The organism is Oceanibium sediminis (assembly GCF_003265325.1).
Taxonomy (GTDB): Bacteria; Pseudomonadota; Alphaproteobacteria; order Rhodobacterales; family Rhodobacteraceae; genus Halovulum; species Halovulum sediminis.
Genome location: NZ_QGNX01000001.1, coordinates 903,041 through 918,457, shown reverse-complemented (window position 1 = coordinate 918,457; position 15,417 = coordinate 903,041). Strand labels below are relative to the sequence as shown.

Genomic DNA, 15,417 nt, shown 5'->3' with positions numbered 1-15,417 from the left:
AAGAATGCCCCAAAATCCGCTTTTTGGAAAGCCTCAGATCAGAACCGCCAGCAGCACGGGCAGCGCGACCACAGCCATCAGCGAGGATACGACGACCAGCCCGGCCACGATCTCGGGGTCGGCGCGGTACTTCTCGGCCAGCATGTAGCCGGTGACGGCCACCGGGGTGGACAGCTGCAACACCAGCACGCCGAACGCAGGCGCGGGCAAGGCGAAGGCCAGCCCGAGCGTGACGCCCACCGCGACGCAGACCGCCAGCTTCAGCGCCGCCAGCGCGAAGGCCCGCCGAAAGCCCCCCGGATGCAGGCGGGATATCGCCACCCCCAGCGTCATCAGCATCAGCGGAATGCCCATCTGCCCGATCAGGTCGATGGAGTTCACCGCGAATCCCGGCAGCCCCCAGTCCTGCCACAGGAACAACAGGCCAAGGATCGTCGCCCAGGTCATCGGCTCGCGCAGGGCGACCCAGGGCCGCCCCTGCCCGGAGATCACCCAGACGCCGATGCTGAAATACAGCGCCGACATCGTGGCAAAGACGACAACCGCCACGTCAAGCCCCGCCGCCCCGAACGCAAACAGCGCCAGCGGCAAGCCCAGGTTGCCGGTGTTGCCGAACGCCATCGGCGCCAGGAAGACGCGCATCGGCAAGCCCCGCGCCCGCAGCACCACGAAGAAGACCCCGAGCAGCACCGCGTAGGACAGCACCGCCGCCGCCGCGGTATCCCGCAGGACAACCGGGTCCACCGTAGTGCGCAGAAGCGAGACGAAGATCAGGCAGGGGATCGCCAGTTCGCTGGCCAGCCGGGTGACGAACTGCACGTCGTAATGCCAGCCGATCCGCACCCAGCCGTAGCCCAGCCCCACCAGCAGGAACACCGGGGCGACAATCTCCAGCACCTGAAGGATCAATTCCATGAAACAAAGGGCCTGCGACGGTAACGAGACTGGGGGCCCGTATGGACTCTGCGGGGGCGAAGGTCTAGATATGGGGCAAGAAAAGGATGGACACGGTAATGCTGAAGACACAGGCGAAATTCACACTGGGAGAGGTGGTCCGGCATCGGATTCACCCGTTCCGTGGTGTGATCTTCGATATTGATCCGGTGTTCGACAACACCGACGAATGGTACAACTCCATCCCTGCCGAAAGCCGCCCCTCCAAGGACCAGCCCTTCTATCACCTGCTGGCCGAGAACGAGACGTCGTATTACGTCGCCTATGTCTCGGAACAGAACCTGGTGCGCGATGAAACCGGCGAGCCGGTGGATCACCCTGAAGTCGGGGAAATGTTCGGCCACCTGTCGGACGGCAAATACGACCTCGGCGGTCGGCTCCACTGACATGCGCCGCGAACGCCCGCTTGCCTGAGGGGGGCAGCCCCTTGGCAGACAGCTGGAAATCGCGCAAATCCGCCTGGCGGGACACCTGGCGCCATGACCTGGACGCGCCGGGCAACGGCTGGCGCGCGACCTGGGACATGATGCTGCACGACCACGGTTTGCTGCGCCGGATCAATCCCAACTTCGCCACCGTCGCCCCCGGTATCTGGCGGATGAGCCAGCCGGGCCCGCGCGAATTGCGCCGCCTGGCCCGGCGGGGCCTGCGCACGGTGGTGAACCTGCGCGGCGCGAACGAGATCGGTTCCTACGCGCTGGAACGCCGTGCGGCGGACGCGCTGGGTCTGACGCTGATCGATTGCCCGCTACGCTCCAACCGCCCCCCGACGGTGGCGGAGGTTCTGGCCCTGGACGAGGTGTTCCGCACCGCCGAGCGCCCGCTGCTGGTGCACTGCAAATCCGGCGCGGACCGGGCCGGGCTTGCCTCCGCCCTGTACCTGCTGCTGAACGACGCCCCGGTGGCGCAGGCCCGCGCGCAGCTTTCCCTGCGCTTCCTGCATTTTTCCACCGGCAAGACGGGCATCCTGGATCATTTCATCGACGCCTACGCCACGGCGCAGACCGACAGCGGCATCGCCTTCCGCGATTGGCTGACCGGCGTTTATGACCCTGCCGCGCTGGCAGCCAGCTTTACCCCGACGCGCCTGGGCGACCTGCTGGTGTCGCGCCTTCTGGCGCGGGAATGACGCGAATGGTCCCGCCCAAATCCCTTCTGAAACGCCTCTGGCAAGACGAGTTGCGCCAGCACCTGCCGGTGCTGCTGCTCGCCCTTTTCCTGATGACGATCGAGGGCACGATGCTGGGCGCGCTCAGCTACATGGTGCAACCGATGTTCGACCGCGTCTTCGTGGGCGGGGACTCGGGGGCGGTCTGGCTGATCTCCGGGATCATTTTCGCCGTCTTCACCGCGCGCGCCATCGCGGGGTTTTCCCAGCGCTACCTTGTCGTGCTGACCGGGCTCAGGGTGACCACCAGCATCCAGCGGCGGCTGACGGCGCATCTTCTGTCGCTGGACACCGGCTTTTTCCAGATGAACGCCCCCGGCGCGCTGATCGAGCGTGTGCGCGGCGATGCGCAGGCGTTGCAGGCGTCGTCTTCCGCCGCGTTGATGACGATGGGGCGGGATTCCGTCAGCCTTGTCGCGCTGCTGTCCGTGGCGGTCTGGATAGACTGGCTCTGGGCGCTGCTGGTCTTTGCCGGTGTGCCGCTGATCGCGCTTCCGCTGGTCTGGCTGCAATCCCGCATTCGCGGCAACACGCGGCGCGCGCGGGAACATTCGGCCACCCTCTCCACCCGCCTGGACGAGATCTTTCACGGCATCCCCGCGATCAAGGTCAACACGCTTGAGGCCAATGAGCAGGCCCGCTTCGCCGCCAGCGTCGACGACTACCTGTCCGCCGAACGTAGCAGCCAGATCGGCCTGGCCGCCCTGCCCGCGCTGATCGACATCATGGCCGCGATCGGTTTCCTGGGTGTGCTGACCATCGGCGGGCAGCAGATCATCGCCGGGGAAAAGTCCGTGGGCGAGTTCATGAGCTTCTTCACCGCCATGGCGCTGATCTTCGACCCGCTACGCCGCCTGTCCAACGTCACCGGGCAGATCCAGGCCGCGCTCGCCTCGCTCGAGCGGCTGTACCAGCTGTTCGACAGTCGCCCGCAGGTGGTGCCGCCCGCGAATCCGCGGTTCACCGCCGTTCCGTCGGGCGACATCACGTTCGAAAACGTCAGCTTCGCCTATGGCGACAAGACCGTGCTGAAAAACCTCAGCTTCACCGCGAAGCAGGGGCAGACGACCGCGTTCGTCGGGGCCTCCGGCGCGGGCAAGACCACCGTCTTCAACCTGTTGCCGCGCCTGCTGGACCCGACCGAGGGGCAGATCCTGATCGGCGGCCAGCCCCTGCGGGAAACCGACCTCCACGCCCTGCGCGCCCATTTCGCGCAAGTCAGCCAAGACGCCGCGCTGTTTGACGAGAGCATCGCGCAAAACATCCGCCTTGGCCGGCTGGACGCCACCCCCGAGCAGATCGAGGCAGCGGCGGAGCGCGCCACCGTCCTGGACTTCGCCCGCGATCTGCCACTGGGGCTGGACAGCCCCGCCGGGCCGCGCGGCTCGAACCTGTCGGGTGGCCAGCGCCAGCGCGTCGCCATCGCGCGTGCGATGCTGCGCGATGCGCCCGTCCTGCTGCTGGATGAGCCGACCTCCGCGCTTGATGCCCGCTCTGAAGCGGTGATCCAGACCGCGCTGGACCGGCTCGCCACCGGGCGCACAACGCTGGTGATCGCGCACCGCCTGGCCACCATCCGCAACGCCGACAAGATCATCGTGATGGACCAGGGCGGGTTGGTGGACGAGGGCACCCACGAAGAGCTGATCGCGCGCGGCGGGCTTTACGCGCAGTTGCACGCCTTGCAGTTCAGCGACGACAAGACCGCCTGAAGGAAGGGCCAGCGCCGGCCCACGATGTGGCGTCTCCCGCGCTTGATTCAGCGCGCCGCAAGGCCTGACCTCGCCCGCCGCTAGCGATCCAACGGCAGGCCCGAGGGCACGGCCTGCGGAATGCCGAGCCGCCCAGAGCGCGCCACCGGATCGCTCAGCGATTCGAGAAACGCGACCAGCGCGGCGATATCCGCATCGGACAGAACCGGGGCGGGGTTGGCAAGCGCCGCTTTTACCGCCTCGGTCTCTGCCGGATCGTCGAGGGTCAGCCAGTCGTCCATCCCCTCCAAGCCGGGCAACACCGCCTGCGCGCGGTCATAGGCCGCCCAATCCGCGCGGCCGTGATCGGCAAGGAACCCGGGCAATGTGCGATGCGCCCCGGCGTGGCCATAGGGGGCCGTCAACGCCACGTTGCGCAAGCTCGGCGTGCGGAAGGCGAAGGCGTCCTCGTCCCGGCCGGTGACGCGCATCCGCCCGACGTCCCTTGCGTGGCGCTCGAAACGAGCCGCCTTGCCGGGGCCGATCTGCGGCGCGCCCATGGCGTGAAAGCGATGATCGGTCAGGAACGGCCCGGCATGGCAATCCGCACAGCCCGCGTCCCCATAGAACAGCGCTTGCCCATTCGCCGCCGGGCCGCTCAGCGGAGTCTCGCCCCGCAGCGCAGCGTCGAACGGGCTGCTGTCCGAGCGCCACTCGAATTCCATGAAAGCGGCAATGGCGTTGGAGATATCGGTGAAATCCGCCTCCCGCCCCGCGGCGATGTCCGGATAGGCCGCACCCAGCATCTCGACATACTGCGGAATCGCGCGCACCCGCGCGGCGATCAGGTCCCAGGCCCCTCCCTTGCCCGTCAGGCGGCCTTGGCGCACGGCGCGGCTGACCTCGTTTTCCGAGTAGTGGCCCGCCATTTCGTCCTGGCTGAGCACGGGGAACATGGTCTGCGCGGACAACAGCGTGTCGAACCCCTGCATCATGTCCCCCTCAAGCGGTGTGCGGAACCCGCCGGGGCGCGAAGGGTCCACCTCGATCCGGCCATCGTGGAACAGCACGGTGAATTCCCGCGCGCCAAGGTTGAACAGCGCGGGCGCGTTGCGGGGGATGCGCTCCTCGGGCATGTTCTCCGGGTCCGCCACCCGCTCCGGGCCAAGGCCGATGCCGCCCTCGCCCATGCCCAGCGACAGCCCGTCGCCGGTGCCGAAACGGGGATGATGGCACGTCCCGCAGGAGATGTTGCGATTGCCCGACAGCACCGGATCCCAGAACAGCAGGCGCCCCACCTCGGCCGCGGCGCGGTTGACGGGGCGGTACATCTGATCCGCAACGGGTTCGGGCTGGCCAAGCGCAGGCTGGCCCAGCAGAGCGAAGACGACCAACAGGGGGCGCAAGGGGTTCACCATTCCACGCAGTCTGAGCCAGGGGCGCAGGCCGCGCAATCCCCGTCACATGGGCGGCTCACCGTGTTCGAGGATGACCGGCACCACCACCTCCTCCTCGTCGCTCAGGTGCCGCTCGAGGAAGCGGGCGAAATCCTGCGTCACCTCGTGAAACGCGCCGACCGGGGCGGGCTGGCCCGCCGCCAGCGCCTGCAACACGGCGTTGGTCCGGCCCGTCAGGTCATTGAGATGGGCGTCGAGCGCGTGGTGATCCGCGTCCAGCAGCTCGAACGCGCGGGCCAGCTTCGGCTCCCGCGCGGCGAGGACCGGGAAGTAATGCGCATCCTCGATCTGGTGGTGACCGTGCAACTGGTTGATGAAGAAGCCCGCCAGCCGTTGCAGCCGCCCGCCGAAGACCATCGGATCGACGTTGCCGTCAAGGAAAGCTTCCGCCTCCTGCTCCATCCTTTGCTGGACCTCGCGGAACATCCCGTGCCGGTCCAGCCAGAACGCGGTGAGCCCGCCGAAGTTGGCATGACCCGTCCAAAGCGCGCGCGGGTAGCGGTCCGCCAGGAAGCGAAGCTCCTTCGGCAGACCGCTGCGTTGCTCAAGCGACAGGTCGGCGTTGCTCACGTTTCCGCCCGCTCCGCCCAGCCCGCGAAGGTCTGCTCCAGCATCACCACGATGTAGTAGAGCGCGATCCCCAGCACCGCCAGCGCGATGAGCACGGCAAACATCAGCGGATAATCCGCGCTGATCTTGCCGCTATCGAACAGGTGGCCAAGGCCCCGGCCATGGGGCTCCACGATCTCCATCAGGTTGGTGCCGATGAAAGCCAGCGTGACCGAGACTTTCAGCGCGCCGAAGAACTCAGGCAGGGTCTTGGGCAGCGCGATCTTGGTGAAGATCTGCCACCGGCTCGCACCCAGCGCGCGCAGGATGTCGCGGTACTCCGGCTCAAGCGTGCTCAACCCGATGGACACCGAAACGGCGATCGGAAAGAAGCTGATCATGAAGGCCATCAGCACGGTGTTGAAGTCGTGCTGGCCCACGAACAGCAGCGCGATCACCGGCACGACCGTGGCTTTAGGGATCGCGTTGAAACCCACCAGCAGCGGGTACAGCGCCTCGCGCATGGTGCGCGAAAAGCCCATGATGACCCCGATGCCGATGCCCACCAGGATGGCCAGCAGCAGGCCCACCACCGTGCGCCACAGCGTGTCCCAACCATATTCCAGGAACAGCCAGCGGAACTTCCAGAACGCTGGCCCCAGGTCGGAAGGGGACGCCATCTTGTAGTTCGGCCAGGCGTTGAACCAGACCAGCCATTCCCAGAACAGCGCGAATATCAGGATTGCCAGCAACGGGATACCGGCCTTGCGAATTGCAGTCATCGGCGCGCCCCCCTCATGCCACGTCCCGTCCTTGCGCGATCTTGATCTGGTCACGCAGGATATGCAGGTTTTCCGCCGATTCCGGCGTGTAAAGGTCGTCCAGCACCCGGTCCGGGCCGAGGGTCACGTCCATCACGTATTGCACCGTGGCCGGGCGGCCCGACAGCACCACCACCTGGTCGCCCAGGAACAGGCTTTCGCGCAGGTCGTGGGTGATCAGCACACAGGTGAAGGTTTCCGCCTTCCGCAGGTCATGCATGGTCTGCCACAGATCCTCGCGCGTGAAGTTGTCCAGCGCGCCGAAGGGCTCGTCCAGGATCAGCACCTCAGGGCGGTGCACGATGGAGCGGCACAGGCTGGCGCGCTGGCGCATCCCCCCCGACAGCTCGGAGGGGCGCTTGTCCTCGAACCCGTCAAGGCCGACAAGCGTCAGCAACTCCATCGCCCGGTCGCGCTGCTCGGCGCGGTTCAGCTTGGTGCCGACGATCTCCAGCGGCAGCAGCACGTTGTCCATGATGGTACGCCATTCCAGCAGCACCGGGTTCTGGAACGCCATGCCCACCGTCTTGCGCGGGCTTTTGACCAGTTCACCATGCAGGCGGACCTCGCCCTCGTCGGGGATCATCAGCCCCGCAACCAGGCGGGTCAGGGTGGATTTGCCGCAGCCCGATGGGCCTACGACTGCGGTGAATGTGCCCTCGGCGGCGCGGATCGTCAGATCGCGCAGCACGGGCAGTGGGCCCGCCTCGGTCTTGTAGGCGTGGGTCACATCGGAAATATCGATCAGGGGACTATCGTTCATGAAAAATGCATCGGGGGGCCACCAAGGGCCGCCCCCCTTCCGACGCCTTACTTCAGCATCAGGCTGCCGTCGTCGGGCAGATAGGCATCGGTGAAGTACAGGCTCACGTCCGGTTCGTTCTGGAACTCGTAGTTCTCCGCGATTTGGCTCAGCGAAGCGGTGAAGCGCTCCATGTCGATGCCGCCCATGCCGTTCGCCTCGGTGTAGTCGGTGACCACGTTGGCCTCGATCGACAGCTCCAGGCGGCGCTGCTCCAGGTCCGCGTCGGCGGCGGGGTTGCGGTCCACCACCATCGCGGCCCCGGCGGCGGGATCGGCGATCACGTCCTTCCAGCCCTTGGCGACGGCGCGCAGGAAACCGGTCACCACCTCGGGGTTTGCGGCGGCGAAATCGGAGTTGGCGATGATCGCGTTGCCGTAAAGCTTCAGCCCGTGGTCAGCCATCAGGATCGTGGTGATGTCCTCTTCCGGCACGCCCAGGCGCACGAGGTTCAGGTAGGAGCTGAACGAGAAGCCGGTGATCGCGTCCACTTTGCCCTCTGCCAGCATCGGCTCACGGGTGGGGAAGCCCACCGGCTCCACCGTGATCTTGCTGACGTCCAGGTTGTTGGCGCTGGCAAAGGCCGGGAACTGCGCCCAGGCGCCATCGGGCGGCGGCGCACCCAGGATGCGGCCCTCCAGGTCCTTGGGCTCGAACACGCCCTGGCTGGCGCGGCCGACCACCGCGAAGGGCGGCTTGTCGTAGATCATCATCACCGCGATCACCGGCGCGCCGGGGTTCTGGTCAAGGAACTTGATCAGGCTGTTGATGTCGGCGAACCCCATGGGGAACGCCCCCGTGGCCACCTTCGGAATCGCGTCGAGCGAGCCTGACCCGGCCGAGATCTCGACCTCCAGCCCCTCTTCGGCGAAATGCCCGTTGTCCACGGCAGCGAAATACCCGGCCGAGGGCCCCTCGAATTTCCAGTCCAGCGCGAAAGGCACCGCGGTCTGGGCCACGGCAACCCCGAACGACAGGGCAATCCCGGTCGCGGCGAGTGTTAGTGTTCTAAGCAATTGAAAGCCCCCTGATGATTTTTTTGTCACGTCGGCATGGACCTTCGCTTTGCACACCCTCTCAAGTCAAGGCCATTCGCCTGCTCCGCCGGCGGCCCGGGCGGCGCTGCCCAAGGATCATGCACCCCCTGCTCCAAAGTCCCTCAAATATCCCCGCCGGAGGCATCCGCCGTCGCCCCGCGCGCAGTCCCGCGAGCCATCTTTTCTAGCGCCCCCGCAGCGGCACCACCAGCACCTCGCCCCGGCCATGCACGGAGTCGTGGGCTTGGACATGCACCCGGTCCAGTCCCTCGGGGATCGCGACGCCCGACAGCGAGCGGGTGAAGGGCTGCTCGTTCTGATGCGGGTGCAGCAGCTTGCGATAACCCAGCTCAGCGCCATCGGGGGACAGGATGTACCAGCCGTCGGCATAGTGATCCCAGCCCGTGTCGCCGTGGCGCACTGTCACGTCGAACCGCCAGCCAGCGGCATCCTGCGTGGCCTTGACCGCCGTCACCTCCGGGCTGCCCGCCGCCGCGGCGCCCGCCAAGACGCACAGAACAAGGGCTACTTCTCTAATGTACATGGAACTGATCCCCCTTACTCGCGCGCCGGAATACTTACCCTCACCCCATATCACACCAGCGGCGCGGCGGCCTCAACTCCGCATGAGCCGGGGGCGGCCTGGCGCGGCCCCCTTTCCTTTCCCGCTGGAAACGTCTACCACCCGCCCGGTCGAACCAGACTGTTCCGCCCGTTAGTATCGAAGGAGATTTTCCGTGGGCTACCGTATCGCCGTCGTCGGCGCCACAGGCAATGTGGGCCGCGAAATGCTGAATATCCTGGCCGAGCGCCAGTTCCCCGTGGACGAGATCGTCGCGCTCGCAAGCCGCCGCTCGCTCGGCAGCGAATGCAGCTTTGGCGACAAGACACTGAAAACCAAGGACCTGGACACCTTCGATTTCACCGGCTGGGACATCGCCCTGTTCGCCATAGGCTCGGACGCGACGAAAACCTATGCGCCCAAGGCGGCCAAGGCAGGCTGCGTCGTGATCGACAACTCGTCGCTCTACCGCTACGACACGGACGTTCCGCTCATCGTGCCCGAGGTGAACCCCGACGCGATCGAAGGCTATGCCAAGCGTAACATCATCGCCAACCCCAACTGCTCCACCGCGCAGATGGTCGTGGCGCTGAAGCCGCTGCATGACCGCGCGCGGGTCAAGCGGGTCGTCGTGTCCACCTACCAGTCGGTTTCCGGCGCGGGCAAGGAAGGCATGGACGAGCTGTGGCACCAGACCAAGGGCCTGTACGTGCCGGGTCAGGAAAAGGCCCCCGCGAAGTTCACCAAGCAGATCGCCTTCAACGTGATTCCGCATATCGACGTCTTCATGGAAGACGGGCAGACCAAGGAAGAATGGAAGATGGTGGCCGAGACGAAGAAGATCGTCGACTCCTCCATCAAGGTCACCGCCACCTGCGTGCGAGTCCCCGTCTTCGTCGGCCATAGCGAAGCCCTGAACATCGAGTTCGAGGATCACCTGGACGAGGAAGAGGCCCGCGATATCCTGCGCGAAGCGCCGGGCATCATGGTCGTCGACAAGCGTGAGGACGGCGGCTACGTCACGCCGGTCGAATGCGTGGGCGAATTCGCGACCTACATCAGCCGCATCCGCCAGGATCCGACGATCGACAACGGGCTGAACCTGTGGTGCGTCTCGGACAACCTGCGCAAGGGCGCGGCGCTGAACGCCGTGCAGATCGCCGAGCTGCTCGGCCGCCGCGTGCTCAAGAAAGACTGACGGGCGCCAGGATCACCACCGGGGTGCGTGCGCGCACGCACCCTGAACGGGCGATCGTTGATTCCGGACAAAATTGGAACAAGTCCCGGCCCTGCCCCCCACGGGGCCGGGCCGGCTTTCGCGCAAACCGGGCTCAGACCCGGCTGAAGGCGTCGCGCTCGGGGTCGTAGGCTTCCAGCGCCCCGGTCCCGATATCGTGCCACAACCCGTGCAGCGCCAGCGAGGTATCCTCCAGCCCGCTGGTCACGAAGGGGAACGTCACGAGATTGCGCAGCGACACCAGGATCGCCTGTTTTTCCAGCGCGTCCTGGCGGTCCTGCTGGTCGGGAATATCGGCCACCGCCTTGTATCCCGGCTCCAACAGGCGCATCCAGCTGCCCACGAAGCTCGAGTTTTCCAGCAGTTCCGGCGCGCGCCCCTCTGCCATGGCCAGGCCGCCCTCGACCCCGCCGCAGTGCGAATGGCCCAGCACGATGATGTTGGACACCTTCAGCGAGGTCACGGCGTATTCCAGCGCCGCAGAGGTGCCGTGCAGGTCCCCGTCCGGCTTGTAGGGCGGGACGAGGTTGGCGATGTTGCGATGGATGAAGAACTCGCCCATCTCGGCGCCGAAGATGCTGGTCACATGCACCCGGCTGTCGCAGCAGGAAATCACCATCACCCGCGGCCTCTGCCCTTCTTCCGCCAGCCGGTGATACCAGCTGTGGTTCTCTTCGAAATCGGTCGCTTTCCAGCCCTTGTAGCGCTGGACAAGGTACTTCGGCAGGGGCTTCACTGGCAGGGTCATGTGCACCACTTTGCTGTTTGCGCGAACCCTAACCGCCAGCGCGCACAGTTGCAATTCGCTGCTAACGCACTCTTCAGGCTTGTGGTGTAGCTCCACCGTGACGCAGGGCCAGAGTGAGGGAACGATGCCACAGGTGCGAAAGATACCACAACCGGACAGCGCGCGGGTGGACACCGACGCGCTGAACAGGCTGGAAATGGCCCTTGGCCAACACCGCAGCCGGGAAATCCTGTCCGACGCCTGTTTCGAGATCATCGACAGGCTGAACCGCTTCGACATCGCCGTGGAGGGCGGCGACAGGGATGGCGCATACAGACTGTCCCGCGCCATCGCCGCCATCGCGCAGGAGATCGGCCTGCCCGACCTGGCCACGGCGGCCCGGATCGCCGCCGATTGCCAGGCCGACGGGGATGCGATCGCCCGCAACGCCACCGCGCAGCGGATGGTGCGCATGGCGGAAGTCTCTCTCGACACGGTGCTCGGCATGACCCTCAGCGGGGGGGAATAGGGTCCGCGCCCTTGGCGGGCATCGCTTGGGCCGCGCGCGGGGGGGGGGCGTGCGGGGATGTGCCGGAAAGCCTTTGGTTTTCAGGGGAAACCGGTCTACGCTGCCCGCAACTTCCGGGGGGTTGCCCCGGCGCGCAAACCACCGCTGGCTCGATGAACGACATGCACGCGACCCGCCTGAGAGAAGCGCTGACCCGCTACAGCGGGGAAATGACCCAGCCTGACCGCTGGTCGGCCTGGACCCCGCGTGAGGGCGATATCCTCGTTTCCACGCCGCCGAAATGCGGCACCACCTGGACGCAGACGATCCTTGCCATGCTTCTGCACGGCGGCACGGACCTGCCCGAGCGGGTCTCGGTCCTGTCGCCCTGGATCGACTCCCGACTCGGCGCCGATGCGGAGGTGGCCGAAAGCCTCAGGCGGCAGCCCGGCAGGCGGGTGGTCAAGACCCACACCCCGCCCGACGGTTTCCCGGTCTGGGAGGGTGTGCATACGGTGGTAGTCTATCGCCACCCGCTGGACGTGTTCTTTTCGCTGCGCAACCACATCGCGAACCGGCGCGACACGGACGGCCACGTCATGCGCGCCACCCCTCCCGAGGCGCTGGAGCATTTCCTGACCAACCCGATGCGGAAGGACGACATCGACCAGGACTCGCTGGCCAACGTTACCTGGCACTACCTAAAGGCCCTTGCCCGGCGCGGCACGGGCGAAATCACCTTCCTGCATTATGCCGATATGCTGGCGGAACCGGAACGGGCCGTGGCCACGCTTGCCCGGATCGCCGGCGTGGGCGATGACGCAGCGCTCATCCGCGCAATCACCGCCGCGACCCGGCTGGACGCGATGCGGGCCGACGCCGCGCGCTTTGCCCCCGAGGGGGGCGCCGGTTTCTGGGTCAGCGACAGCGCCTTTTTCGCGTCCGGCGGCACAAGGAACTGGCAGGGCAAGCTGAGCGCGGCGGAAATCGCCAGCTACGACGCCGCCCTCGCCGCCCTGATCCCCGACACCGCCGCGCGGCGCTGGCTGGAACACGGCACGGGCTGAGCGCCCCCGCTTCAGGGCGCGAAAATCCGATTCAGGTTTCGCCGTTTACCCCTTAGGTTCGCCACGACACATCCAGGGAGCATCCACAGATGAGCACAACCTTCGCCAGCCCGACCGACAGCGCCGTGCCGATCCATGTCCTTGCGCCCGATGTCGCCCCCGACCCGGTGCTCAGCCCGGCGGAAGTGGCGCAGGCCGAGGCGCAGGGCTTCACCGGCAAGCTGGGGCAGGTCGCGCTGCTGTTCGACGACAAGGGCGCGCTGGCCCGCGTCCTGGCGGGCTGGGGCAGTGACAGGATGCGGGCGCGCCAGCAGTTCCCCGCCGGGGGCATCGCCGCCTCCCTGCCCGAGGGCACCTATCGCCTGGCCGCCGACTGCCCGGCAGAGGCGCTGCGCCCCGTGGCGCTCGGCTGGCTGCTCAGCGCCTATCGTTTCAGCCGCTACGCCAACACCTCGCCGCAAACCGCGATGCTGGTTGCCCCGGGCGGCATCGAGGCCCAGCGGCTGGAGGCGGAGGCCCGCGCCGCCGCCCTGACCCAGGACCTGATCAACACCCCCGCGAACGACATGGGCCCCGACGCCCTTGAAACCGCCGTGACCGAGCTGGCCAAGGCCCATAACGCCGATCTGACCACGATCACCGGCGACGAGCTTCTGGCGCAGAACTTCCCCATGATCCACGCGGTAGGGCGCGCTTCGGACCGCGCGCCGCGCCTGATGGACATGACCTGGGGCGACCCGAGCCACCCGAAGGTGACGCTGGTCGGCAAGGGCGTGTGCTTTGACACCGGCGGGCTGAACCTGAAGCCCGGCGCCTCCATGGGACTGATGAAAAAGGACATGGGCGGCGCGGCCACGGTGCTGGGCCTGGCGCAGATGATCATGGAAGCAAAGCTGTTCGTGCGCCTGCGCGTGCTGATCCCGGCGGTGGAAAACAGTGTCTCCGCCGGGGCGTTCCGGCCCGGCGACATCCTGACCGCGCGCAACGGCCTGACCGTTGAAATCAACAATACCGACGCCGAGGGGCGGCTGGTGCTGGCCGACGCGCTGGCCCTCGCGGACGAGGAAGGGCCGGTGCTGACCGTGTCCATGGCGACGCTGACAGGCGCGGCGCGCGTCGCGCTCGGCCCCGATGTGCCGCCGTTCTTCACCGATGACGACGCGCTCGCCTCGGCCTTGTCCGATAGCGCCTCGATGGTGGCCGACCCGCTGTGGCGCCTGCCCTTCGTCGAAGCTTACGAGGAGATGATCGAGCCCGGCATCGCGGATCTGGACAACGCACCGAAAGGCGGGTTCGCGGGCGCGATCACCGCCGCGCTGTTCCTGCGCCGCTTCGTGCCCGGAACCGGGGCCTACCTGCACGTGGATTGCTACGGCTGGACGCCCACCGCGAAACCCGGCCGCCCGAAAGGCGGCGCCAGCCAGGGCGCGCGGGCGATCTTTGACCTGCTGGCCAAGCGCTACCCGGGATGAGCTTCGATCCGCGCATCACACCGGCCCGCCCGGACCTGGCCGCCGCATCGCTGAAAGGCCGGGTCAAGGCGGAGCGTTTCGTGCCAGGTGAGGCGATGCAGGTCCACGCGCCCCTGCTGGACGTTTTCGGCAAGCCGGACGGCAGCGGCGGGCTGACCACGCAACTGCTGTTCGGCGAGTGGGTCGAGGTGTTCGACAGCGACGCCGCCACCGGCCTTTCCTGGGTGCAGAACGCGACCGACGGCTACGTGGGTTATGTCGAAACCGCCGGACTTGGGCCGGTGACCGACCGCGCGACGCACCGGGTCGCGACGCTGGCCGCCCAGATCTACGACGCGCCAGCACTGAAATCCCGCCCGCGCGCGACGCTGCCTTACGGGGCGCGGCTTGCCGGCGGGGAAAGCGCGGTGGATTGCGGGGCCAGCTTCACGCAAACCCCGCTCGGCTGGGTGCCCGGCGGACAGCTTGCCCCCCTTGATGCGGCGACGGACTTCGTGGCCGAGGCGCGCCGCTTCCTTGGCGCGCCCTACCTCTGGGGCGGGCGCTCGGCGCAGGGGCTGGACTGTTCGGCGCTGATCCAGCTGCCGCTCTGGGCCGCCGGGGTGGACTGCCCACGCGATTCCGACATGCAGGAAGCAATTGGGCAGGCCGTCAGCACTCCGGACCGTCCGGGCGATATCGTCTGCTGGAAGGGACATATCGGCATCGTCACCGCGCCAAATCGCCTGCTGCATGCCAACGCGCATCACATGGCCGTGGCCGAGGAACCGCTGGACCGGGCCATCGCGCGGATCAGGGCGAACGGCGGGGGCGAAGTGACGGCGATCCGCCGGCTCTGAGAGGCCCCCTGGCGTCGGGGGAGGGATCAGTCCTGAACCGCGCGGATCAGCTTCTTTTCCAGCACCCGCATCACGACGCGCAGGTCAGAGCCGCGCTTCAGCACCTGCCCGTCCATGCCGATGACCGCGTACTGCCCCTGCCGGTTGGCCAGCGCGGGGCGCTTTTCGATGCGATAGATCGGGTGCTCGGCTGCGCGGCGGAAGATCGCGAAAATGGCGACGTCCTTCAGGAAGCTCATGCCGTAGTCGCGCCATTCCCCAAGGGCGACCATCCGGCCGTACACGGGCATGATCTGCGCCAGCTCGCTGCGATGGAAGGTGATCTTCTCAGGCGAACGGGCAAGATGTGTGACGGTCGCGCCGGGGCTCTGCATCATGGCATCGACTGTTCCCGATTGCCGCTGGTTTGGCAAGCAGACAAGCCCCGGAAGCCCCTCAAAAAATATCCGTGTGCACTTTTCAGGCCACGCCGCTTTGTCAACACAATTTCGGCAACGCTTCGCCGCACTGGACGGGCAAGACTCAC

At 67.0% G+C, this 15,417-nt stretch carries 17 protein-coding genes; 8 read left to right on the top strand and 9 right to left on the bottom strand.

Annotated elements, in window-relative coordinates:
- Window positions 1-33 precede the first annotated feature (33 nt).
- Window positions 34-915: an AEC family transporter gene (locus DJ029_RS04355; protein WP_112321084.1), complete on the bottom strand. Its 882-nt coding sequence runs from the start codon at window positions 913-915 to the stop codon at window positions 34-36.
- Window positions 916-1,013: 98 nt separating this feature from the next.
- On the opposite strand from DJ029_RS04355, the gene hspQ reads away from it, so the two are divergent.
- From hspQ to DJ029_RS04340, 3 genes are read left to right on the top strand one after another with little or no spacing between them, the layout of a single operon-like run.
- Window positions 1,014-1,340 (top strand): heat shock protein HspQ, encoded by a 327-nt coding sequence (gene hspQ / locus DJ029_RS04350; protein WP_112321083.1) that lies wholly within the window; start codon window positions 1,014-1,016, stop codon window positions 1,338-1,340.
- A 41-nt stretch (window positions 1,341-1,381) separates the two neighbouring features.
- Window positions 1,382-2,083: a fused DSP-PTPase phosphatase/NAD kinase-like protein gene (locus DJ029_RS04345; protein WP_112321082.1), complete on the top strand. Its 702-nt coding sequence runs from the start codon at window positions 1,382-1,384 to the stop codon at window positions 2,081-2,083.
- A gap of 5 nt (window positions 2,084-2,088) precedes the next feature.
- Window positions 2,089-3,834, top strand: a complete 1,746-nt coding sequence (locus DJ029_RS04340) for an ABC transporter ATP-binding protein (RefSeq protein WP_232822956.1) — start codon at window positions 2,089-2,091, stop codon at window positions 3,832-3,834.
- 80 nt (window positions 3,835-3,914) lie between these two features.
- Here DJ029_RS04340 and DJ029_RS04335 read toward each other — a convergent pair whose 3' ends face one another.
- The 6 genes from DJ029_RS04335 to DJ029_RS04310 form a co-directional block, all read right to left on the bottom strand.
- On the bottom strand, window positions 3,915-5,228 hold the full coding sequence (locus DJ029_RS04335) for a cytochrome-c peroxidase (RefSeq protein WP_370445228.1): 1,314 nt from the start codon (window positions 5,226-5,228) through the stop codon (window positions 3,915-3,917).
- A gap of 45 nt (window positions 5,229-5,273) precedes the next feature.
- A complete protein-coding gene (locus tag DJ029_RS04330; RefSeq protein ID WP_112321079.1) occupies window positions 5,274-5,840 on the bottom strand; it encodes a hemerythrin domain-containing protein in 567 nt (188 codons plus the stop codon).
- A complete protein-coding gene (locus DJ029_RS04325; RefSeq protein ID WP_112321078.1) occupies window positions 5,837-6,601 on the bottom strand; it encodes an ABC transporter permease in 765 nt (254 codons plus the stop codon). Before DJ029_RS04325 ends, DJ029_RS04330 begins: the two co-directional genes overlap by 4 nt.
- Window positions 6,602-6,614: 13 nt before the next feature.
- Window positions 6,615-7,403, bottom strand: coding sequence for an ABC transporter ATP-binding protein (locus DJ029_RS04320; protein ID WP_112321077.1), 789 nt, complete (start codon window positions 7,401-7,403; stop codon window positions 6,615-6,617).
- Window positions 7,404-7,450: 47 nt separating this feature from the next.
- On the bottom strand, window positions 7,451-8,458 hold the full coding sequence (locus DJ029_RS04315; RefSeq protein WP_112321076.1) for an ABC transporter substrate-binding protein: 1,008 nt from the start codon (window positions 8,456-8,458) through the stop codon (window positions 7,451-7,453).
- A gap of 205 nt (window positions 8,459-8,663) precedes the next feature.
- Entirely contained in the window at window positions 8,664-9,023 is a 360-nt protein-coding gene (locus DJ029_RS04310) for a hypothetical protein (protein WP_112321075.1), read from the bottom strand.
- A 193-nt stretch (window positions 9,024-9,216) separates the two neighbouring features.
- On the opposite strand from DJ029_RS04310, the gene DJ029_RS04305 reads away from it, so the two are divergent.
- Entirely contained in the window at window positions 9,217-10,239 is a 1,023-nt protein-coding gene (locus DJ029_RS04305; RefSeq protein WP_112321074.1) for an aspartate-semialdehyde dehydrogenase, read from the top strand.
- Between the two features lie 133 nt (window positions 10,240-10,372).
- Here the strand turns inward: DJ029_RS04305 and DJ029_RS04300 are convergent, their stop codons facing one another.
- The gene (locus tag DJ029_RS04300; protein ID WP_112321073.1) at window positions 10,373-11,026 is read right to left on the bottom strand and encodes a carbonic anhydrase; all 654 of its coding nucleotides are present in this window, start codon (window positions 11,024-11,026) and stop codon (window positions 10,373-10,375) included.
- Window positions 11,027-11,150: 124 nt separating this feature from the next.
- Between DJ029_RS04300 and DJ029_RS04295 the strand changes: the two genes are divergently transcribed.
- The 4 genes from DJ029_RS04295 (at window position 11,151) to DJ029_RS04280 (ending at window position 14,891) form a co-directional block, all read left to right on the top strand.
- Window positions 11,151-11,534, top strand: coding sequence for a hypothetical protein (locus DJ029_RS04295; protein WP_157966265.1), 384 nt, complete (start codon window positions 11,151-11,153; stop codon window positions 11,532-11,534).
- Between the two features lie 152 nt (window positions 11,535-11,686).
- Window positions 11,687-12,580 (top strand): sulfotransferase domain-containing protein, encoded by an 894-nt coding sequence (locus tag DJ029_RS04290; protein ID WP_112321071.1) that lies wholly within the window; start codon window positions 11,687-11,689, stop codon window positions 12,578-12,580.
- 89 nt (window positions 12,581-12,669) lie between these two features.
- A complete protein-coding gene (locus tag DJ029_RS04285) occupies window positions 12,670-14,052 on the top strand; it encodes a leucyl aminopeptidase family protein (protein WP_112321070.1) in 1,383 nt (460 codons plus the stop codon).
- The gene (locus DJ029_RS04280; RefSeq protein ID WP_112321069.1) at window positions 14,049-14,891 is read left to right on the top strand and encodes a C40 family peptidase; all 843 of its coding nucleotides are present in this window, start codon (window positions 14,049-14,051) and stop codon (window positions 14,889-14,891) included. The genes DJ029_RS04285 and DJ029_RS04280 overlap by 4 nt, the downstream gene beginning before the upstream one ends.
- 26 nt (window positions 14,892-14,917) lie before the next feature.
- Here the strand turns inward: DJ029_RS04280 and DJ029_RS04275 are convergent, their stop codons facing one another.
- The gene (locus tag DJ029_RS04275) at window positions 14,918-15,268 is read right to left on the bottom strand and encodes a DUF2794 domain-containing protein (protein WP_112321068.1); all 351 of its coding nucleotides are present in this window, start codon (window positions 15,266-15,268) and stop codon (window positions 14,918-14,920) included.
- Window positions 15,269-15,417: the final 149 nt, after the last annotated feature.